Source organism: Enterobacter sp. Tr-810, from assembly GCF_011752765.1.
GTDB classification, from domain to species: domain Bacteria; phylum Pseudomonadota; class Gammaproteobacteria; order Enterobacterales; family Enterobacteriaceae; genus Enterobacter; species Enterobacter soli.
The window spans coordinates 257,542-277,889 of the sequence record NZ_VWWW01000005.1 but is presented as its reverse complement, the minus strand read 5'-3'; the positions used below and the strand labels follow the sequence as shown (position 1 = coordinate 277,889).

Sequence of the window (20,348 nt, the reverse complement as noted above, 5' to 3'; positions counted from 1 at the left end):
TTGAAAAAGCGTTAATTTAGCTGAGGCGTTGAGGCCCGGCACGGATGCCCTGAACCTGGCTAATCCATGTTGAGACGGTAAACGTCGCGGGAGGAACAAAACGGTTTTTTGCCTGCTGGCGAACAATAACTGGCGGCTGGCTGTCTTGCGTCAGCAGCGCATTGAGCGTGTCCAGCAGTGCGAGATGTTGGGCCTGAACCGGCAGCGTTTCTTCGGCAACAGGCATTGCCTGTGGCGCCATTGCAAACGAAAGATGACGGATAACCGTACGAATGGCGTGCTGGTGCCAGTAATCAACCGAGAAATTTGGCCGGCGATTTGCTTCAAGCAACGCGAGATTAGTAAAATTAACCCGCGTGGAGAGGTCGTGTTTTGTGGTGGTGGTCTTTGTCGGCGTCGCCGCTTCAGCGCTGTTGCTGAGCGCAGGCAAGCCGAAGCTCGCCGCGACCATCCCTAATAAGAGATGCGGCCAGAAGTAACGTCTGCCAAATTGTCGCCAGCGCGTCAGTATTCCGCTCACTTGCTCCACCACATAAGCCAGCCCGTACAGGCTGAGTTCAGTTATTCTTTTTAGCGCCCAGATATTACCACTAAAGCCAAAGCACATCAGCAGGAATGACGTATTGCAGCAGGCAAAAACGGTCAAGAATGCAGCTAACGCACAGATTTTCAACGTATGGTAAAGGATTGAGGGGCCAGGGGCAAAAATGAAGAAGGGTAAAAATAAAAACGACTGGTCTCCCTGGTCGGAGAGAGTACCAGGTTAACCAGTCGATTTTTTACGAAACGGCTCGAACCGTTACGCCAGGACCATAGTCGGTGCTTTGAACGCCAGTGGCAGTTCAGCTTCGTCTTCGAAGGTCACATATTCCCAGGCTTCCTGTTTAGCCAGGACTGCCTGCAACAATTTGTTGTTCAATGCATGACCGGATTTAAACGCGGTAAATGCACCAATGATGTTGTGACCACACATGAACAGGTCGCCAATTGCATCCAGCATTTTGTGACGAACGAATTCATCTTCAAAACGCAGGCCGTCTTCGTTCAGTACGCGATAATCGTCAACAACGATGGCACAATCGAAGCTGCCGCCCAGGCACAGGCCACGGGACTGCAAATATTCGATATCACGCATGAAGCCAAACGTGCGAGCACGACTGATCTGACGCATAAACGCATCAGCAGAGAAGTTCATCGCATAACGCTGAGTACTGGCATCAATCGCCGGATGGTTAAAGTCGATGGTAAAGTCCAGCGAGAAACCATTGTACGGCTTGAATTCAGCCCATTTGTCGCCATCTTCGACACGAACGGTGTCTTTGATGCGAACAAATTTCTTCGCGCAGTTCAGTTCTTCGATGCCGGCATCCAGCAGCAAATAAACGAACGGAGCAGCACTACCATCCATGATCGGGATTTCTGGCGCATCGACTTCAACAATGATGTTGTCGATACCCAGACCCGCCAGGGCGGCATTCAGGTGCTCTACGGTAGAAATCCGCACGTCATGCTCGTTCACCAGGCAAGTACAGAGCATAGTATCACGCACAGATTTGGCATCAGCCGGAAAATCTACCGGTGGATTCAAGTCGGTGCGACGATAGATGACCCCGGTATTGGCCGGCGCAGGGCGCAACGTCAGTGTGACTTTTTTGCCGGTATGTAAACCGACGCCAGTCGCCTGAACGATACGTTTAAGTGTCCTTTGTTTGATCATCGTATAATCTCGCCAAATTAACTATCCAACCGAGAGTGTATATCACTAACGGTGGGCCAGTTTAGCACAAAGAGCGAAAATCCCCAAATTCCAGCCAATTCTTAGTCAGCTTGCTTACGCAGGAACGCTGGGATATCCAGATAATCTGGTTCTTTCGCCGTTTGCGGAGTCGTGTCGTTTACCACTTTCGCGGCCGGTTTCTGCTCTTGAGTCAGCGGAGCCATACCGTGCTGCTGGTAGCGGTCCATCACTGGCTGCTGAGTCTGCTTGTTGGTTACCAGGGTAATCTCAGGACGCTTGTCCATACCGATACCGGTGGCAACAACCGTTACGCGCAGCTCGTCGTTCATTTCCGGGTCAAGGGAAGTACCGATTACCACAGTCGCGTTGTCAGAAGCGAACGCACGAATGGTGTTACCCACCGTTTCGAACTCATCCAGACGCAGGTCAAAGCCAGCGGTGATGTTGACCAGCACGCCGCGCGCACCAGACAGGTCGATATCTTCCAGCAGTGGAGAAGAGATAGCCATTTCAGCCGCTTCTTCAGCACGGTCTTCACCGCTCGCCACGCCAGAGCCCATCATCGCGTAGCCCATTTCGGACATCACGGTGCGAACGTCTGCAAAGTCAACGTTCATCAGACCAGGACGGGTAATCAGTTCAGCGATACCCTGAACCGCACCTTTCAGCACGTCGTTTGCCGCGCCAAAAGCGTCCAGCAGGGAAATACCGCGACCCAGAACTTTCAACAGCTTATCGTTCGGGATAGTGATTAGAGAGTCCACATGTTTGGACAGCTCAGTGATACCCTGCTCCGCGAATGCCATACGCTTCTTGCCTTCAAAGTTGAAAGGCTTCGTCACGACAGCAACGGTCAGGATACCTAAATCTTTTGCCACTTCGGCAACAACAGGTGCCGCGCCAGTACCAGTACCGCCGCCCATACCTGCTGCAATAAACACCATGTCCGCACCGTCCAGCGCGGCACGCAGTGCTTCACGATCTTCTTCAGCTGCATTACGGCCGACTTCAGGGTTAGCCCCCGCGCCCAGACCTTTGGTAATACCACCACCGATCTGAATAGTCTGGCCTACAGCCGTCTTACGCAGTGCCTGTGCATCAGTGTTGACCGCAAAGAATTCAACGCCTTCGATACGCTCACGCACCATATGCTCTACAGCGTTACCGCCGCCACCACCGACGCCGATGACTTTAATCACCGCGTCGTTGGTCAGTTCCATAGGTTCAAACATAATTTCTCTCTCCGTTGTGCCTGTCGCCCGAGACCGCTAATTCTCTCCGGTCTCTTAAAAAAATTAAAACTCTTTTCGCAACCAAGTGTTAAGTCGTTTGACCCACGACCCCACTGATACGCGCTTTTCCACTTCTGCTTCGCCACTGAGATGGGATTCTTTCCCATAATGAAGCAGGCCCACGGCCGTTGAATAGTACGGCTCCTGAGCGTAATCCGTTAAACCGGTGATATTCAGTGGTGCGCCAATACGTACCTGGGTATGGAACACGCGCTGAGCACAGGCCGCAAGACCTTCAATTTGCGCTGCACCGCCGGTTAATACAATCCCCGCTGCAAGATGATGTTTCACACCCTGCTGGCGAAGTTGTTCCTGTAACTGCAAAATCTCTTCGTTGACCAGGTTGAGCAGCTCGGTATAACGCGGCTCAATCACCTCTGCCAACGTCTGGCGTTGCAGGCTACGCGGTGGACGACCACCTACGCTTGGCACTTCAACGCTCTCATCTTTGCCAACGATGGACCCCAGTGCACAGCCATGGCGCACTTTGATCGCCTCTGCATCGCTCGGTGGCGTACCAAAGGCATAAGCAATATCGCTGGTCACAACGTTCCCTGCGTAAGGGATCACTTTGGTGTGGCGCAGAGCACCGCCGGTATAAACGGCCATGTCCATAGTACCACCACCAATATCGACCACACAGACGCCCAGTTCACGTTCGTCTTCGGTCAGCACGGAATAGCTTGCCGCCAGACCGGCGAAAATAAGTTGGTCAACTTTCAGGCCACAACGTTCAACGGCTTTCACGATGTTCTTCGCCATATCGTTGTGACATGTGATCAAGTGCACTTTTGCCTGCATTCGCACGCCGGAAAGACCGACGGGGTTCTTGATCCCTTCCTGGTAGTCAATCGCATATTCCTGCGGGATGACGTGCAGCACGCGATGTTCATCGCGAACACGGACGGATTTCGCCGTATGCACTACGTTTTCAACGTCTTCCTGCGTCACTTCTTCTTCTGAGATAGGCACCATACCTATCTCGTTCTGGCAGCTGATGTGCTTACCAGAGAGGGCCAGATAGACAGATGAAATCTGGCAATCAGCCATCAATTCCGCCTGATCGATGGCGCGCTGTACGCACTTCACCACCGACTCAAGATCGTTTACCCCACCTTTATCCATACCACGGGACGGGCAGCTGCCCACGCCAATGATATTGACCATACCGTCGGGCAGAACTTCCCCTACTAAAGCGGCAACCTTCGCGGTGCCAATCTCCAGTCCAACTACCAGTTTTCTGTCCGTCGCCTTGATCATTGTTGTTCTGCCTGTACCTGTGCCTGATTCTGTTGCTGATTAGGTTCCTCGACCGGAGCCGGTACCCAACCGACTGCTGCGCCTGAGTCATAGCGCAAATCAACGTAGCTTATCCGTTTGCCGTCAGTCTGTGCCTGCTGCTGTAAAACCGGGTAAAGTTCTACAAAACGCGCCAGACGTTTCATCGTGTCGCCGCGGCCAAGGTTGAGCTTGATGCCATTCGTTAATGTTAGTTGCCATGAACGGCGCGCCGTCATTGCTGCATCTTTTAACGTAAACCGGTCCTTAGCCAGCACCTGCCCCATATCGCGAAAACCTTGCAAGACTTCGTTTTCGCTACCTTCCGGGCCATACAACATCGGTAAATTTTGCTTGTTGACACGATCGCCTGGGACGGTGAAGGAATTTCCATCTACGTCAACCATGTGCTGATCATTCCAACGCGCAATGGGCACATATTCAACCAGATGAATCTTCAATTCATCAGGCCATTGCTTTCTTACACTCGCCTGTTTTATCCACGGCAGACGTTCAATCTGGCTCTGGATAATATTGACGTCCTGCGTCATAAAGGTCCCAGGCGGGCCCAGTGCCAGAATCGACTGGCGAATATCATCGTTACGCGTGTAGTGACGCTCACCCGTTACCGCCAGTTTCGAGAGCGGTAAACGCTGCGCATCTTCCATCCAGCCCAGCACCATCCAGCCGCTGATAAACACGGTACACAGCACACCGAGCAGGAATATAATCCCTGCAAGACGCGTTCCATTACTCCGCCGTGAAGAAGAATATTCTTCTTCGTCATCGCGGTTGCGCGTGTTCAATGCAGCCTGAGACATATCAGCCCGCCTGGTCCAGAATACGTACGACTAATTGCGAGAAGCTCATTCCCGCCTGACGCGCGGCCATCGGCACAAGGCTATGGCTGGTCATGCCAGGGGAGGTATTTGCTTCCAGCAAGTAAAATTGCCCGTCGCTGTCGAGCATCACATCAATGCGTCCCCATCCGCGGCAGCCCAATACATTCCAGGCTTTAAGCACCAGGGACTGTAAATCTGCTTCACGTTCAGCTTCAAGACCACTTGGGCAGAAATATTGCGTCTCATCAGAGAGATACTTCGCTTCATAATCATAGAAGGTTCCGGCGGGTTGGATACGAATTGACGGTAAAATTTCTTCACCAAGCATCGCAACGGTAAATTCCGGTCCGCTGAGCCATTTTTCTATCAGAACTTCTTCATCATGTTGAAATGCCAGCGCTAAAGCGGAAGATAAATCCTGCGCTTTGTCGACTTTGGACATCCCTACACTCGACCCTTCACGGCTCGGCTTTACAATAACCGGTAACCCTAGTTCGGCAATGCGGGTATTAACGCTGTCCGACAGGCCCATTTCAAAATCACGACGAGTCAGCGCAACCCATGGTGCGACAGGAAGACCGGCCCCCTGCCACAGCAGTTTGCTGCGCAGTTTATCCATAGAAATCGCGGATGCCATCACGCCGCTGCCGGTGTATGGCATCCCGATTAAATCCAGAAGCCCTTGCAGGGTGCCGTCTTCGCCGCCACGGCCATGCAGCGCGATAAAAACTTTATCAAAGCCCATCGCTTTCAGTTGCGTCACATCCGTCTCTTTCGGATCGACCGGATGGGCATTGACGCCACCTTCACGCAGGCCCGCCAGTACGGCAGCACCAGAATTCAGGGAAACCTCGCGCTCGGCGGAGGTGCCGCCAAACAGGACAGCAATCTTATCAGCCATGACGCTCGTCCTCCTGAGTTTGCGGCTTCAGTTTGATTTCGGCTAAGGTACGGGCGATTTTGCCGATATTTCCCGCACCCTGAATCAGAATCAGATCGTTCCCCGTCAGAACCGGAGCCAGAATCTCCGCCGCCTGGGCAGGGTCAGACACCAGAATTGGGTCAACTTTTCCGCGACCACGAATAGTGCGACACAATGAACGGCTGTCCGCACCCGGGATAGGCGTTTCGCCCGCGGAGTAAACATCCAGCATCAGCAGCGTATCCACCTGCGACAGCACGTTAGCGAAATCGTCATACAGATCGCGGGTACGGGTGAAGCGGTGTGGCTGGAAGATCATCACCAGATTCTTATCCGGCCAGCCTGCACGTGCGGCTTTGATGGTCGCGTCCACTTCGGTCGGATGGTGTCCGTAATCGTCCACCAGCATTGCAGAGCCCGTTTTACCGTTCACTTCTTCCAGCGGGAATTCCCCCAGGAAGTCGAAACGGCGCCCGGTACCCTGGAAGCTCTCCAGCGCACGCAGGATCGCGTTGTCATCAATGCCTTCTTCAGTGGCTACCGCAACCGCTGCCGCCGCGTTCAGGGCGTTATGGCGTCCTGGGGCGTTGAGCGTAACGTGCAGCAGCTCTTTATCCTGACGCGCCAGAGTGAAATGCCCCTGCGCACCAATTTGCTTGTAATCTTCCACGCGAACATCAGCATCTTCGCTAAAACCATACGTGGTAATTTGACGCCCTACGCGCGGCAGCAGCTCGCGAATCACCGGATCGTCAACACACATCACCGCACGACCATAGAACGGCAGGTTGTGCAGGAAGTTGATAAAAGTCTGTTTTAAATTTTCGAAGTCGCCCTGGTAGGTATCCATGTGGTCAGCTTCGATGTTGGTGACAATCGCCACCATTGGCTGCAAGTGCAGGAACGATGCATCGCTTTCGTCTGCTTCTGCAATCAGGTAACGGCTGTGACCCAGGCGCGCATGTACACCGGCCGCTTTCACCAGGCCACCGTTAACGAAGGTTGGATCAAGACCCGCTTCAGCATAAATGCTGGAAACCATCGCTGTGGTGGTGGTTTTACCGTGCGTGCCGGCAATGGCAATGCCGTGACGGAAACGCATTAACTCCGCCAGCATTTCCGCACGGCGGATCACCGGGATACGCGCTTCATGCGCGGCAACAATTTCCGGGTTATCCGCAGAAATTGCGCTGGAAACCACAACAACGCTCGCATCGCGCACGTTTTCCGGGCGATGGTTGAAATAGATAGTCGCCCCAAGCGACGCCAGCTGCTGCGTAACAGGGTTTGGAGCCAGGTCAGAACCACTGATCTGGTAACCTTCGTTAGCTAACACTTCGGCAATACCGCCCATGCCAGCACCACCGATGCCAACGAAGTGAATGTGCCGGACGCGACGCATCTCGGGCACGATTGAACGCAGTTTCGCCAGTTGTTGTGTATTCATTCTCTAAACGCCATCGACTACTTCAAAAAAATCGTGCAGCGCAACACGCGCTGCGAGGGTTAAGCCTGAGCTGCCAGACTCACTTCATTTGCCACCCGCTCCGTCGCATCGGGGATAGCGGTCGCGCGTGCGCGTTGTGCCATCTCCAGCAATGCGTCTCTGTTCCAGCCCGCCAGGGTGGTGGCGACCGCATCAGCGGTAAATTGTGGCTGCTCGAAAATTTTCGCGGCACCGGCTTTCTCAAGCGGCAGCGCATTCCAGTACTGCTGTCGGTCTTTGTGCTGGAACGGCACAAACAGCGCTGGCAGACCTGCGGCGGCGATTTCACTCACCGTCAGCGCGCCAGAACGGCAGACAACGACATCGGCCCAGGCATAGGCTGCGGCCATATCATCGATAAATTCGGTGACTTTATGTTGCGGCTGACCTGCGGCAACGTAATCCTGCTCAACGGTCTGCTGAGCGCCTTTTCCGCTCTGATGCCAGATGGTAACGGCATCACCCAGTTTTGCGGCAACCTGCGGCATCGTCTGGTTAAGAATGCGCGCCCCCTGAGAGCCGCCCACCACCAGCACACGTACCGGACCTTCACGCCCAGTCAGGCGCGCATCGGGCAACGGCAGAGCCAGCACATCGACGCGTACGGGGTTACCCACCACGTCAGCTTTCGGAAAAGCACCCGGAAATGCCTGCATCACTTTGGTGGCAATTTTTGCCAGCCATTTGTTGGTGAGCCCGGCAATCCCATTTTGCTCATGCAGTACAACCGGAATACCCAGCGACCACGCGGCCAGACCACCAGGACCCGAAACATAACCGCCCATCCCCAGCACCACATCCGGCTTAAAGCGCTTCATGATGGTGCGCGCCTGACGCCAGGCGTTAAAAATACGCACCGGAGCCAGAAGCTGAGCTTTGATACCTTTGCCACGAAGTCCGGAAATACGAATGAAGTCGATCTCGATACCGTGTTTGGGTACCAGATCGGCCTCCATGCGGTCTGCGGTTCCCAGCCAGCGTACCTGCCAGCCCTGATCCATTAAATGGTGCGCAACCGCAAGCCCCGGGAATACATGTCCGCCGGTACCGCCTGCCATCACCATTAACCGCTTCGGTTGATTCATCGTGAACCTCGTGTAAACGCCTGGGCTTTTTCCAGACGCGTTTCATAATCTATGCGTAACAACAACATGATGGCCGTCGACATGATTAACAGACTGGAACCACCATAACTGATTAACGGCAACGTCAGGCCCTTGGTCGGCAGCATACCTGCTGCGGCCCCTACGTTTACCAGTGCCTGGAAGCTAAACCAAATACCAATTGAGCAGGCTAAGAAACCTGAGAAGCGGTGATCGATTTCCAGCGCTTTTCGGCCAATCGACATGGCACGGAAAGCGACGAAGAATACCATTAAAAGCGCGAGTACCACACCGATATAACCCAGTTCTTCCGCAATAATGGAGAAGATGAAGTCAGTATGCGCTTCGGGTAAATACTCCAGCTTTTGAACGGAATTCCCCAAGCCTTGCCCCCAGACTTCACCACGGCCAAACGCCATCAGAGACTGGGTCAGCTGATAGCCGCTGCCGAACGGGTCTTCCCATGGGTTCCAGAATGAGGTTACGCGGCGGATACGATACGGCTCGGCGAGGATCAGCAGGACAACCGCTGAAATCCCCATGCCGATGATGGCGATGAACTGCCACAGCTTCGCGCCTGCCAGGAACAGCATCGCCAGCGTGGTGACAAACAGTACCACCACCGTACCGAGGTCCGGCTGAGCCAGCAGTAACACTGCCAGAACCAGGATAACGCCCATCGGTTTTAAGAAGCCGCGCAGGTTATTACGCACTTCATCCACTTTACGGACCAGGTAGTTAGCCAGATAGCAGAACAGTGAAAGCTTGGTGAATTCCGCAGGCTGAATACGCAGCGGGCCAAACGCAATCCAGCGCGATGCCCCGTTTACGGAGCTACCCACCACAAGTACGATCAACAGCATAATGATCGAGGCGATCAACATCGCCGTACTGTGGCGTTGCCAGAACTCCATCGGCAGACGTAAGGTCACCAGCGACAGGCAGAACGCCAGAATGATGTACAGACCATCACGCTTGGCAAACAGGAACGGATCGTTCGCCAGTCGCTGCCCCACGGGCATTGATGCCGACGTCACCATAATAAAACCGACCGCTGCCAGCCCCATGGTTAACCAGAAGAGCGTGCGATCGTACATGATCAGGCTGTCGTTATCCTTCTGACGAGAGCCCATCACCCAGCCTTTAAGTGCCGCAAACAGCCACGCCAGGATCCCAAATCCTGGCAAGCGCGGCATTTTCAGGCGAGGGAGAGATAAACGCATCAGCCTAACTCCTTCGCCAGGCGGGTAAAGACATCACCACGCTGTTCGAAATTCTTAAACTGATCGAGGCTGGCACAGGCCGGAGAAAGCAGCACCATGTCCCCCGGTTTCACGCGTGGAGCAATGAGGCGCATTGCCTGTTCCATTGTATCGGTCTGTTCAGCAATGTCCGGACGCAGTTCAGCCAGTTCGCTACCGTCCCGGCCGAAGCAGTAAAGGCGGATGTTATCCCCGGAAAGGTAACGCTTCAGCGAAGAGAAATCGGCCGATTTACCGTCTCCGCCAAGCAGCAGATGCAGCGTGCCATCAACGTGCAGACCGTTCAGCGCGGCTTCTGTGCTCCCCACGTTAGTGGCTTTGGAGTCGTTAATCCAGCGCACGCCATTGTGCTCCAGCGCCAGCTGGAAGCGGTGCGCCAGGCCGGTGAAGGTGGTCAGTGCTTTCAGGCTGGAAGAGCGCGGTAAACCAACGGCATCCGCCAGTGCCAGTGCCGCCAGCGCATTGGTGTAGTTATGCTGGCCGGAAAGTTTCATCTCTTTCACGTTCAACACTTTCTCACCTTTCACGCGCAGCCAGGTTTCGCCCAGCTGGCGGTTCAGATGATAATCACCCATGGTGATACCAAAGCTGATGCAGCGCTCATCTGCACCGCGCACCGGCATCGTCAGTGCATCATCAGCGTTGACGACACACACTTTGGCATTTTCATAGATGCGTAACTTAGCGGCGCGGTACTGTTGCAGACCAAACGGATAGCGGTCCATATGATCTTCGGTCACGTTCAAGATTGTCGCGGCGGCAGCCTGAAGGCTTGAGGTAGTTTCCAGCTGGAAGCTGGAAAGTTCCAGAACATACAGCTCACAGCCCTGATCCAGAAGCATCAGTGCAGGCAGGCCGATATTCCCGCCAACGCCGACGTTCATGCCCGCGGCTTTCGCCATCTCGCCCACCAGCGTGGTCACGGTGCTTTTGCCGTTAGAGCCGGTGATGGCAATAACAGGCGCCTGCGCCTCGCGGCAAAACAGCTCGATATCACCAACAATCTCAACACCCGCGTCAGCAGCAGCGCTCAGTGAAGGATGCGCCAGCGCCATACCCGGGCTTGCAACAATCAGATCGGCTGCCAGCAGCCAGTCATCATTCAGACCACCAAGGTGGCGTTCAACCTGTTCCGGCAGTTTGTCCAGACCCGGCGGAGAGACACGCGTATCCATCACGCGCGGCGTCACGCCACGTGCGAGGAAAAAGTCCACGCAGGAAAGGCCGGTAAGGCCCAACCCGATGATGACGACTTTTTTGCCCTGGTAATCTGCCATGATTAACGTACCTTCAGCGTTGCCAGGCCAATCAGCACCAGCATCAGCGAAATAATCCAGAAGCGCACAATGACGCGCGGCTCTGGCCAGCCTTTCAGTTCATAGTGGTGGTGGATCGGCGCCATACGGAAGATACGCTGACCGCGCAGCTTGAACGAACCGACCTGCAAAATCACCGACAGGGTTTCAACCACAAACACGCCGCCCATGATCACCAACAGGAACTCCTGACGCAGCAGCACGGCAATAATACCCAGAGCACCGCCCAACGCCAGAGAACCGACATCACCCATAAAGACCTGAGCCGGGTAAGTGTTAAACCACAAGAAGCCCAAACCCGCCCCGACAATCGCCGTACAGACGATCACCAGCTCACCCGCATGACGCAGGTAAGGAATGTGCAGGTAGTTAGCAAAATTCATGTTCCCGGTCGCCCACGCCACCAGCGCGAAACCAGCAGCCACGAAGACAGTTGGCATAATGGCCAGGCCGTCCAGGCCATCGGTCAGGTTAACGGCGTTACCGGTGCCCACAATCACGAAGTACGCCAGCAGGATGTAGAACAGGCCCAGCTGCGGCATCACGTCTTTAAAGAACGGAACAACCAGCTCAGTGGCTGGCGTGTCTTTTCCTGCCAGGTACAGCGCAAAGGCCACGCCCAGCGCAATCACCGACATCCAGAAGTACTTCCAGCGAGCGATCAGGCCTTTAGTGTCTTTACGCACTACTTTGCGATAGTCATCAACAAAGCCGATGATCCCGTACCCGACCAGCACCGTCAGCACACACCACACATACGGGTTAGACGGGTACGCCCACAGCAATACCGAAACGACAATGGCGGTCAGGATCATGATCCCGCCCATGGTCGGGGTGCCACGCTTGCTAAAGTGCGACTCCGGACCATCGTTACGAACAACCTGGCCGAAAGAGAGCTTTTGTAAACGGGCAATCATGCGCGGGCCCATCCACAATGAGATGAACAGCGCGGTCAGCAGGCTGACAATGGCGCGAAACGTCAGATAGGAAAAGACGTTAAAGCCTGAATAATATTTGACCAAATGTTCGGCCAGCCAAACTAACATGTTCCGTTCTCCTGTAATGCGTGCACAACCTCTTCCATGGCGGCACTACGTGAACCTTTCACAAGCACTGTCACAATTTGTTTTTCTGCAATCAACGATTTAAGACGTTCAATCAGTGGCGTTTTATCGGCAAAATGTTCACCCACGCCACTGGCATGGCTAATCGCCTGGCTCAGTTTTCCTGCGCTCAACACGCAATCAATGCCTGCCGCTTTCGCCGCTTCACCCACCTGAATGTGGCAGGCTTCACTTTCATCACCCAGCTCAGCCATATCGCCAACAACCATCACGCGATAGCCCGGCATCTCTGACAACACCTGAACCGCTGCGGTCATCGAACCCACGTTCGCGTTGTACGAGTCATCCAGCAGCAGTTTGTTTTCAGCCAATTGGACAGGGAACAGACGCCCCGGCACGGCTTTCAGATCAGCCAGCCCGGTTTTAATCGCTTCGTGAGTCGCACCCACCGCCGTAGACAACGCGGCAGCCGCAAGCGCATTAGCGATGTTATGACGGCCCGGTAACGGCAGCAGCACTTCAATGCCACCCGTAGGGGTATTGAGAGTGAACTCCGTACCATGCGAGGTCACATGGATATTGGTTGCGGTAAAATCACTGTTGGCCGCATTCGGTGAGAAGCGCCAGGTTTTACGTGAACCAATAATGCTCTGCCAGTTAAGCCAGTCATTGTTGTCGGCATTCATAATGGCAATGCCGTCAGCCGGCAGACCGGTGTAGATCTCGCCTTTCGCTTTCGCGACACCTTCCAGAGAGCCAAAGCCTTCCAGGTGCGCAGCCGCCAGGTTGTTTACCAGCGCGGCTTCCGGGCGAGTCAAACTCACGGTCCAGGCGATTTCACCCTGGTGGTTTGCCCCTAACTCGATTACGGCAAATTCATGCTCTTTGGTCAGACGAAGTAATGTCATCGGCACACCAATGTCATTATTTAGATTGCCTGCCGTATAAAGTGTGTTGCCGCACTGGCTCAGGATGGCAGCCGTCATCTCTTTTACTGACGTTTTGCCAGATGAGCCGGTCAGCGCCACGATGCGGGCCGGGACCTGCTGGCGAACCCATGCCGCCAGTTCGCCAAATGCCAGACGCGTATCAGCCACCACAATCTGCGGCAGATCGGTATCCAGTTTGCGGCTCACCAGCAGCGCGCCTGCCCCGCTCTCTTTTGCCTGCTCGGCAAAGTCGTGCGCGTCAAAACGTTCGCCCTTCAGCGCGATGAACAGGCAGCCGGAAGTGACCTTACGGGTATCCGTTGTCACAGCGTCAATGGTCAGATCCTGACCATGCAGCGTCCCTTGTAAGACCTGAGCGGCCTGGCTTAGCGTTATGCTAATCATGCCACCACTCCCAGCAGACGTGCTGCGGTCACGCGGTCTGAATAATCCAGACGGCGAGCCCCGACAATCTGATAATCTTCATGGCCTTTACCGGCCAGCAGAACCACGTCGTTCTCCTGGGCCTGCATAATGGTATTCGTCACTGCTTCGGCACGGCCTTCAACAACACGCGCACGGCCTGCGTCCAGCATTCCTGCCAGAATGTCATTGATGATGGCGCGCGGCTCTTCAGTACGCGGGTTGTCATCGGTCACAACCGGAATATCCGCGAACTGTTCAGCAATGGCACCCATCAGCGGACGTTTGCCTTTATCGCGATCGCCGCCGCAGCCAAAGACACACCAGAGTTTACCGGCACAGTGCAGACGGGCCGCTTCCAGCGCTTTTTCCAGGGCATCTGGTGTATGAGCGTAATCCACCACCACGGTCGGTTTACCCGGTGCGCTGAACACTTCCATTCGGCCACAAACGGGTTGCAGGCGCTCGGCAGTTTTCAGCAGCTCAGCCATCGGATAGCCGAGCGCCAGTAACGTTGCCAGTGCCAGCAACAGGTTGCTGACGTTAAACGCCCCCATCAGGCGGCTTTCAATCTCGCCGTCACCCCATGAAGAGCTAAAGCGAATGGTGGCCCCGCTGTCGTGATAGTTCACCTCAACCGCCTTCAGCCAGCGGCCGTGACAGTTAGGGTTAATATGATCTTCCATGGAGACCGCAACCGCATCCGGCAGCTTAGCCAGCCAGCGGCGGCCCGCTTCGTCGTCGGCGTTGATGATTGCCTGTCCGCAGTGATGCGTGGAGTAGAGCAGCCATTTTGCCGCTTCGTAATGCTCCATATCACCGTGATAGTCGAGGTGGTCACGGCTCAGGTTAGTAAACACGGAAGCTGCAAACTTCAGTGCCGCTACGCGGTGCTGTACCAGCCCGTGTGAGGAGACTTCCATTGCGGCGAACGTTGCGCCCTGCCCTGCCAGACCCGCCAGCACATGCTGCACGTCTACCGCAGAACCGGTGGTATTTTCCGTTGGGTTCACTTTGCCCAGTAGGCCATTGCCCACGGTCCCCATCACCGCACTGGTTTCACCCAGCAGCTGCGCCCACTGCGCCATTAACTGGGTGGTCGTGGTTTTACCGTTGGTCCCGGTCACGCCAATCAGGCGTAACTGGTCAGAAGGTTCATGATAGAAACGCCCCGCCAGTGCGGAAAGGCGTTCGCTTAACTGGCTGAGATAGATGACCGGCACGCCATGCATTTCACGGATTTCACCGTCGGTTGCTTCATCTTTTGCCTCAGCAATAATGGCAGCTACACCTTGCGCAATCGCCTGCGGGATATATCGACGCCCGTCCGCCTGATGACCGACCACCGCTACAAAAAGATCGCCAGAAGCAGCCATACGGCTGTCCAGTACCATCTCCCGCAGTGCTCGCTCCGGTGCATTTGGCACCCACGGAGCGAGAAGGTCGCGCAAATTACGATCTGCCACCTGTACCCTCGCCTTGATTAATTACAAATTCACTTTTTTCGCCCGTCGCCAGCGCATCCGGTTCAACGTTCATGGTGCGTAAAACACCGCCCATGATAGCCCCGAACACAGGCGCGGAGACGGCGCCGCCGTAGTATTTACCCGCCTGTGGATCGTTAATGACGACCACCAGCGCAAAACGCGGATTGCTTGCAGGCGCAACGCCTGCGGTATAGGCAATGTATTTGTTGATATAGCGGCCGTCTGGCCCGACTTTTTTCGCCGTACCGGTTTTAATGGCGATGCGATAGCCTTTAATCGCCGCCTTCACGCCACCGCCACCAGGCAGTGCCACGCTTTCCATCATATGAACAACGGTACGAACGATAGATTCCGGGAAGATACGCTCTCCCGGAACCGGTGGATCAACTTTGGTAATCGACAGCGGACGATAAACGCCATAGCTGCCAATCGTTGCGTAGACTCGCGCTAGCTGTAACGGAGTTACCATTAGCCCGTAGCCGAAAGAGAAGGTGGCCCTCTCTATGTCAGACCACCGTTGTTTTTGAGGATATAAGCCACTGCGTTCTCCGACCAACCCCAAATTGGTCGCCTTTCCTAGCCCAAAACGTGAGTAAGTCTCTACTAACGCTGAGGACGGCATCGCTAACGCCAGTTTTGAAACACCGACGTTACTCGACTTCTGCAAAACCCCGGTCAGGGTCAATTCGCTGTAACGCGCCACGTCTTTGATTTCGTGACCGTTAATTCGGTAAGGGATCGTATTCAGAACCGTACTTTCATTCACGATGCCGCGCTGTAGCGCAGTCATCACTACCATGGGTTTGACTGTTGAACCGGGCTCGAACACGTCAGTGATCGCCCGGTTACGCATAGCGTCTTTCGCGGTGCCCGTAAAGTTGTTCGGGTTATAGGACGGGCTATTCGCCATCGCCAGGACTTCACCCGTGCTCACATCCACCAGCACGGCGCTTCCTGATTCCGCTTTGTTGAAAGCCACAGCGTTGTTCAGTTCGCGATAGACCAGCGCCTGCAAGCGCTCATCAATACTCAGCGCAAGGTTGTGCGCCGCCTGGCTATCCGTTGAAGAGATGTCTTCAATAACACGGCCGTAGCGGTCTTTACGCACAATACGCTCGCCAGGCTGGCCGGTTAGCCATTTATCAAAGCTTTTCTCTACGCCCTCGATCCCCTGGCTATCAACGTTGGTGAAACCGATGAGGTGAGCGGTTACTTCGCCGGAAGGATAATAACGACGTGATTCTTCACGCAGATGGATCCCCGGAAGCTTCAGTTTTCTGATGTAGTCGGCCATATCAGGGTTCACCTGACGCGCCAGATAGATAAAGCGCCCTTTCGGGTTGGCGTTAACACGCGACGCCAGCTGGTCCAGCGGCATTTTCAGGGCATCTGAAAGTGCTTTCCAGCGGTTATCGAGCGTGATCCCGCCCGCGTCATGAAGCTCTTTAGGATCGGCCCAGATAGCTTTAACCGGTACGCTCACCGCCAGCGGACGGCCAGAGCGATCGGTGATCATCCCGCGAGAGGTCGAAACTTCCTGTACGCGCAGGGAACGCATATCCCCCTGACGCACCAGCATGTCAGGCGCGACGATTTGCAGCCAGGCGACACGCCCCAGCAGGAAAGTCAGCGCCAGTAAAATGCAGCCGCACAGCAACGCAAAACGCCAACTGATAAAGTTGGCCTGCTCTTCCTGACGTTTTGGTTTTTGCGTTTTTGCCGCTACTCTCATGCGTCGCGTTTTCCCTTATTTTTGTACTACGATATTTTCCTGAGAAGGATCAACATGCTGCAATTGCAGCTTTTCCGTTGCGATCCGTTCAACCCGGCTGTGATCGCCGAGCGCGTTTTCTTCAAGGATCAGATTTCGCCATTCAATATCAAGCGCATCGCGTTCCAGTACCATCTGCTCGCGTTGCGCCGTTAATAAACGGGTATGGTGGGCCGTTGTGACCACCGTTACTGCCGTCACGATGATGCAAATGAACAAGCAGAGTGGCAGCTTCCCAAACCGCAAAAGATCGTCGCCGATCACGCCAGGCAAGGCATGGCGCTCGTTGCTTCCTAACGATCCCTTAACTTTGCTTAGGGTCTCTGTCACTCTGCTGATCATGCGTTCGTCCTCTCTGCAACACGCAGCACTGAACTACGGGCACGTGGATTCTCTGCCACCTCTTCTTCGCCCGGCATCAACTTGCCTAATGCTCGCAACTGACGGCCACCCAGTTTCCTGAGTTGTTCTTCCGTCATCGGCAGGCCCGCTGGAACTTGTGGACCGCGACTTTGCTCACGCATAAAGCGCTTCACAATGCGATCTTCCAGCGAATGGAAGCTGATGATGGATAACCGCCCACCTGGGGCCAGCACGTCGAGCGAGCTTTTTAGCGCCAGCTCTATTTCCTCCAGTTCACTGTTTACCCAGATGCGAACCGCCTGGAAGGTACGGGTCGCGGGATGTTTGTGTTTGTCCTTCACCGGAGTGGCCGCGGCGATGACTTCTGCCAGCTCTTTGGTGCGGGTCATTGGTTCTATACGGTTACGCTCAACGATGGCGCGCGCAATACGTTTGCCAAAACGCTCTTCACCGAAGGTTTTTATCACCCAGGCGATATCCGCTTCGTCAGCAGTTTGTAGCCATTCAGCAGCAGATTGACCGCGAGTCGGGTCCATGCGCATGTCCAGCGGGCCATCACGCATAAAGGAGAAGCCACGCTCTGCGTCATCAAGTTGAGGTGAAGAAACGCCAAGATCGAGAAGAATTCCGTCGATCTTGCCCGTCAATCCGCGCTCGGCCACGTAATCAGCCAGCGCAGAGAAAGGTCCATGCACGATGGAAAAGCGAGGGTCATCGATGGTTTGCGCAACGGCAATCGCCTGCGGATCGCGATCGATTGCCAGCAGGCGTCCTTCCGCTCCAAGTTGGGAGAGGATCAAACGCGAGTGACCACCGCGACCAAAAGTGCCATCAATGTAGATGCCATCCGGACGAATGTTCAGGCCATTAACGGCCTCATCCAGCAACACCGTTGTATGTTTATAATTTTCCATCATATTTATAGAGACAAGTCCTGCAATCGTTCCGACAAGGTTGCGGAATCAGATTGCTCAGCGTCGATATCTTCCTTGACCTGTTGATACCAGGTCGTTTCATCCCACAGTTCAAACTTGTTGAACTGGCCGACCAGCATCACTTCTTTTGTCAGACCGGCATGTTGCCGCAACACAGGCGCAATCAGTAATCGCCCCGCGTTATCCATCTGACACTCACTGGCATGTCCCAATAACAGCCGCTGCACACGGCGTTCCTGCGGGTTCATGCTCGACAGTCGCGACAGCTTTTGCTCAATAATTTCCCATTCAGGCAAGGGGTAAAGCAGCAGGCAGGGGTGGTTGATGTCAATGGTGCAAACCATTTGACCTGAAGCGTTCTCAATCAGCCGATCGCGGTATCGTGTTGGAACCGATAAACGCCCTTTGCTGTCGAGATTGACTAACGTTGCTCCACGGAACATGCCAGCCTCACCCCTCCTCACCACTTTAACCCACAAATTCCCACCTAAAGGAGTTTACGGAGCGAGGGAAAAGCTTGTCAAGCCAGGACTATCGCTATATGGACCCGAAAGCCCTCGATTTGCAGATATATCCCGACCTGATTAATAACTGAACAACTGGCGAGGCAAAATTAACGTCATGAATATTTGTAAGAAAAAAACCGAATATGCACACTAGCGTTAAAAATCACTCAATATCATCGCAGGGAAATATAAAGTGTCAGTTTGCGACGCGGGCAGCATTTTAAGACATATTCTCAGGGGATAACAGCGCCAGATTCATCAAGGTGTCATGCGGGCGCGCAGGCGGGCTTACGGGCTGATGGGCTGGCTGGAAAAACGTCTGATAATTCATCGCCTGAATGACCTTTGTAACAAAATAATACAAAGTCAGCATTTAAAAAGTCTAAAAATGTTCTTTTAAAGGCAATTTAAAAGCCAAAACGAATTAAGAAAAATAGCAGGCTATGATTCCTAAGGAATTATCCTAAATTTTATCCGGGAATTATTCTTCTCATTAATTTGTCAAAAAAGGGCCGTTTTCACGGCCCGGCTAATTCATTAATGACGGCTCAGAATTCCACGACGATAGAGATTACGTTTGATTCGGGACAGACCCGGTTTCGGCTTACGTGGCTCATCAAGGCTTGCCAGGACTATCTCAAGCACGCGCTCTGCCACATCGCGGTGGCGCTGAGCCACAGCCAGAACAGGACACTGAAGGAAGTCGAGCAGCTCGTTATCACCAAACGTCGCAATCGCCAGATCAGAAGGCAGCTTTCCATCACGACGCAAGGTCACGTCCATTACGCCCTGCAACAGCGCAAACGAAGTGGTGAACAGCGCCTGCGGCATCGGGTGCGTTTCGAGCCATTTTTCGAATAACTGGGCTGCCGCTTCACGTTCATAACTGTTGGCATAGAGGTAATGCACCTCACGCGGATCATCTTTCCAGGCCGTGCGGAACCCCTGCTCACGCAGGAAGCTCACGGAAAGCTCAGGTAAGGCTCCCAGGTAAAGTACGGTTTCAGCCGGGAAGGTGCGCAGCTCAGCTGCCAGCATTTCTGCATCGTCCTGGTCGGCCCCTACGACGCTGGTGAAGTGTTCCCGGTCAAGCGCACGGTCAAGCGCGACGATAGGGAACGGATCATTTGCCCAGCGTTGATAGAACGGATGCTCTGGCGGTAAAGAGGTTGAGACGATGATCGCATCTACCTGGCGTTGCAGCAGGTGTTCAATGCAACGCATCTCGTTGTCTGGCTGATCTTCCGAGCAGGCGATCAACAACTGATAACCACGCTGACGCGCCTGGCGTTCAAGGTAGTTGGCAATACGGGTATAGCTGGTGTTTTCCAGGTCTGGGATCACCAGGCCAATAGAGCGGGTGCGCCCGGCGCGTAAGCCGGCTGCGACAGCATTCGGATGGTAGTTATGCTCACGAACCACCGCCATAACTTTTTCAACGGTCTTATCGCTGACACGGTACTGCTTTGCTTTACCGTTAATCACATAGCTCGCCGTAGTTCGTGACACGCCGGCGAGCCGGGCGATTTCATCCAGTTTCACAATTGCCCCTTAAAAAAAGAAAAGAGTCCATGGCCCTGTCAAGGTTATGGTTAAATCTTTTAACATCTAAACGCAGAATAGCCCTCGCG

General features: G+C 54.3%; 18 protein-coding genes. All 18 read right to left on the bottom strand.

The window, feature by feature from the left end; all coding sequences use genetic code 11:
- Positions 1-16 precede the first annotated feature (16 nt).
- Positions 17-520 carry a secA translation cis-regulator SecM gene (gene secM / locus F3J30_RS16105; protein ID WP_166717937.1) on the bottom strand — a complete coding sequence of 168 codons (504 nt, stop codon included), beginning with the start codon at positions 518-520 and terminating at the stop codon, positions 17-19.
- Between the two features lie 279 nt (positions 521-799).
- A complete protein-coding gene (lpxC, locus tag F3J30_RS16100; protein WP_014068905.1) occupies positions 800-1,717 on the bottom strand; it encodes a UDP-3-O-acyl-N-acetylglucosamine deacetylase in 918 nt (305 codons plus the stop codon).
- 101 nt (positions 1,718-1,818) lie between these two features.
- Entirely contained in the window at positions 1,819-2,970 is a 1,152-nt protein-coding gene (gene ftsZ / locus F3J30_RS16095; RefSeq protein ID WP_166717881.1) for a cell division protein FtsZ, read from the bottom strand.
- Positions 2,971-3,033: 63 nt separating this feature from the next.
- Positions 3,034-4,290, bottom strand: a complete 1,257-nt coding sequence (gene ftsA / locus F3J30_RS16090) for a cell division protein FtsA (RefSeq protein ID WP_010426970.1) — start codon at positions 4,288-4,290, stop codon at positions 3,034-3,036.
- Complete coding sequence (gene ftsQ / locus F3J30_RS16085; RefSeq protein ID WP_166717880.1) at positions 4,287-5,129, bottom strand: cell division protein FtsQ; 843 nt, start codon at positions 5,127-5,129, stop codon at positions 4,287-4,289. Before ftsQ ends, ftsA begins: the two co-directional genes overlap by 4 nt.
- 1 nt (position 5,130) lies before the next feature.
- A complete protein-coding gene (locus F3J30_RS16080; RefSeq protein WP_014068902.1) occupies positions 5,131-6,051 on the bottom strand; it encodes a D-alanine--D-alanine ligase in 921 nt (306 codons plus the stop codon).
- Complete coding sequence (murC, locus tag F3J30_RS16075) at positions 6,044-7,519, bottom strand: UDP-N-acetylmuramate--L-alanine ligase (protein WP_014068901.1); 1,476 nt, start codon at positions 7,517-7,519, stop codon at positions 6,044-6,046. The genes F3J30_RS16080 and murC overlap by 8 nt, the downstream gene beginning before the upstream one ends.
- 59 nt (positions 7,520-7,578) lie before the next feature.
- Positions 7,579-8,643, bottom strand: coding sequence for an undecaprenyldiphospho-muramoylpentapeptide beta-N-acetylglucosaminyltransferase (gene murG / locus F3J30_RS16070; protein WP_014068900.1), 1,065 nt, complete (start codon positions 8,641-8,643; stop codon positions 7,579-7,581).
- The gene (gene ftsW, locus F3J30_RS16065) at positions 8,640-9,884 is read right to left on the bottom strand and encodes a cell division protein FtsW (RefSeq protein ID WP_014068899.1); all 1,245 of its coding nucleotides are present in this window, start codon (positions 9,882-9,884) and stop codon (positions 8,640-8,642) included. The genes murG and ftsW overlap by 4 nt, the downstream gene beginning before the upstream one ends.
- The gene (gene murD / locus F3J30_RS16060) at positions 9,884-11,200 is read right to left on the bottom strand and encodes a UDP-N-acetylmuramoyl-L-alanine--D-glutamate ligase (RefSeq protein ID WP_166717879.1); all 1,317 of its coding nucleotides are present in this window, start codon (positions 11,198-11,200) and stop codon (positions 9,884-9,886) included. Before murD ends, ftsW begins: the two co-directional genes overlap by 1 nt.
- Before the next feature lie 2 nt (positions 11,201-11,202).
- Positions 11,203-12,285 (bottom strand): phospho-N-acetylmuramoyl-pentapeptide-transferase, encoded by a 1,083-nt coding sequence (gene mraY / locus F3J30_RS16055; protein WP_008501985.1) that lies wholly within the window; start codon positions 12,283-12,285, stop codon positions 11,203-11,205.
- Complete coding sequence (gene murF / locus F3J30_RS16050) at positions 12,279-13,637, bottom strand: UDP-N-acetylmuramoyl-tripeptide--D-alanyl-D-alanine ligase (RefSeq protein ID WP_166717878.1); 1,359 nt, start codon at positions 13,635-13,637, stop codon at positions 12,279-12,281. The genes mraY and murF overlap by 7 nt, the downstream gene beginning before the upstream one ends.
- Positions 13,634-15,121 (bottom strand): UDP-N-acetylmuramoyl-L-alanyl-D-glutamate--2,6-diaminopimelate ligase, encoded by a 1,488-nt coding sequence (gene murE / locus F3J30_RS16045; RefSeq protein ID WP_166717877.1) that lies wholly within the window; start codon positions 15,119-15,121, stop codon positions 13,634-13,636. Before murE ends, murF begins: the two co-directional genes overlap by 4 nt.
- Positions 15,108-16,874 (bottom strand): peptidoglycan glycosyltransferase FtsI, encoded by a 1,767-nt coding sequence (locus F3J30_RS16040; RefSeq protein ID WP_014068895.1) that lies wholly within the window; start codon positions 16,872-16,874, stop codon positions 15,108-15,110. The genes murE and F3J30_RS16040 overlap by 14 nt, the downstream gene beginning before the upstream one ends.
- Positions 16,875-16,889: 15 nt before the next feature.
- Positions 16,890-17,255, bottom strand: a complete 366-nt coding sequence (gene ftsL, locus F3J30_RS16035) for a cell division protein FtsL (RefSeq protein WP_014068894.1) — start codon at positions 17,253-17,255, stop codon at positions 16,890-16,892.
- A complete protein-coding gene (gene rsmH, locus F3J30_RS16030; protein ID WP_014068893.1) occupies positions 17,252-18,193 on the bottom strand; it encodes a 16S rRNA (cytosine(1402)-N(4))-methyltransferase RsmH in 942 nt (313 codons plus the stop codon). Before rsmH ends, ftsL begins: the two co-directional genes overlap by 4 nt.
- Before the next feature lie 2 nt (positions 18,194-18,195).
- The gene (gene mraZ, locus F3J30_RS16025) at positions 18,196-18,654 is read right to left on the bottom strand and encodes a division/cell wall cluster transcriptional repressor MraZ (protein ID WP_041161997.1); all 459 of its coding nucleotides are present in this window, start codon (positions 18,652-18,654) and stop codon (positions 18,196-18,198) included.
- Between the two features lie 600 nt (positions 18,655-19,254).
- Positions 19,255-20,259, bottom strand: a complete 1,005-nt coding sequence (gene cra, locus F3J30_RS16020) for a catabolite repressor/activator (protein ID WP_014068891.1) — start codon at positions 20,257-20,259, stop codon at positions 19,255-19,257.
- Positions 20,260-20,348 lie beyond the last annotated feature (89 nt).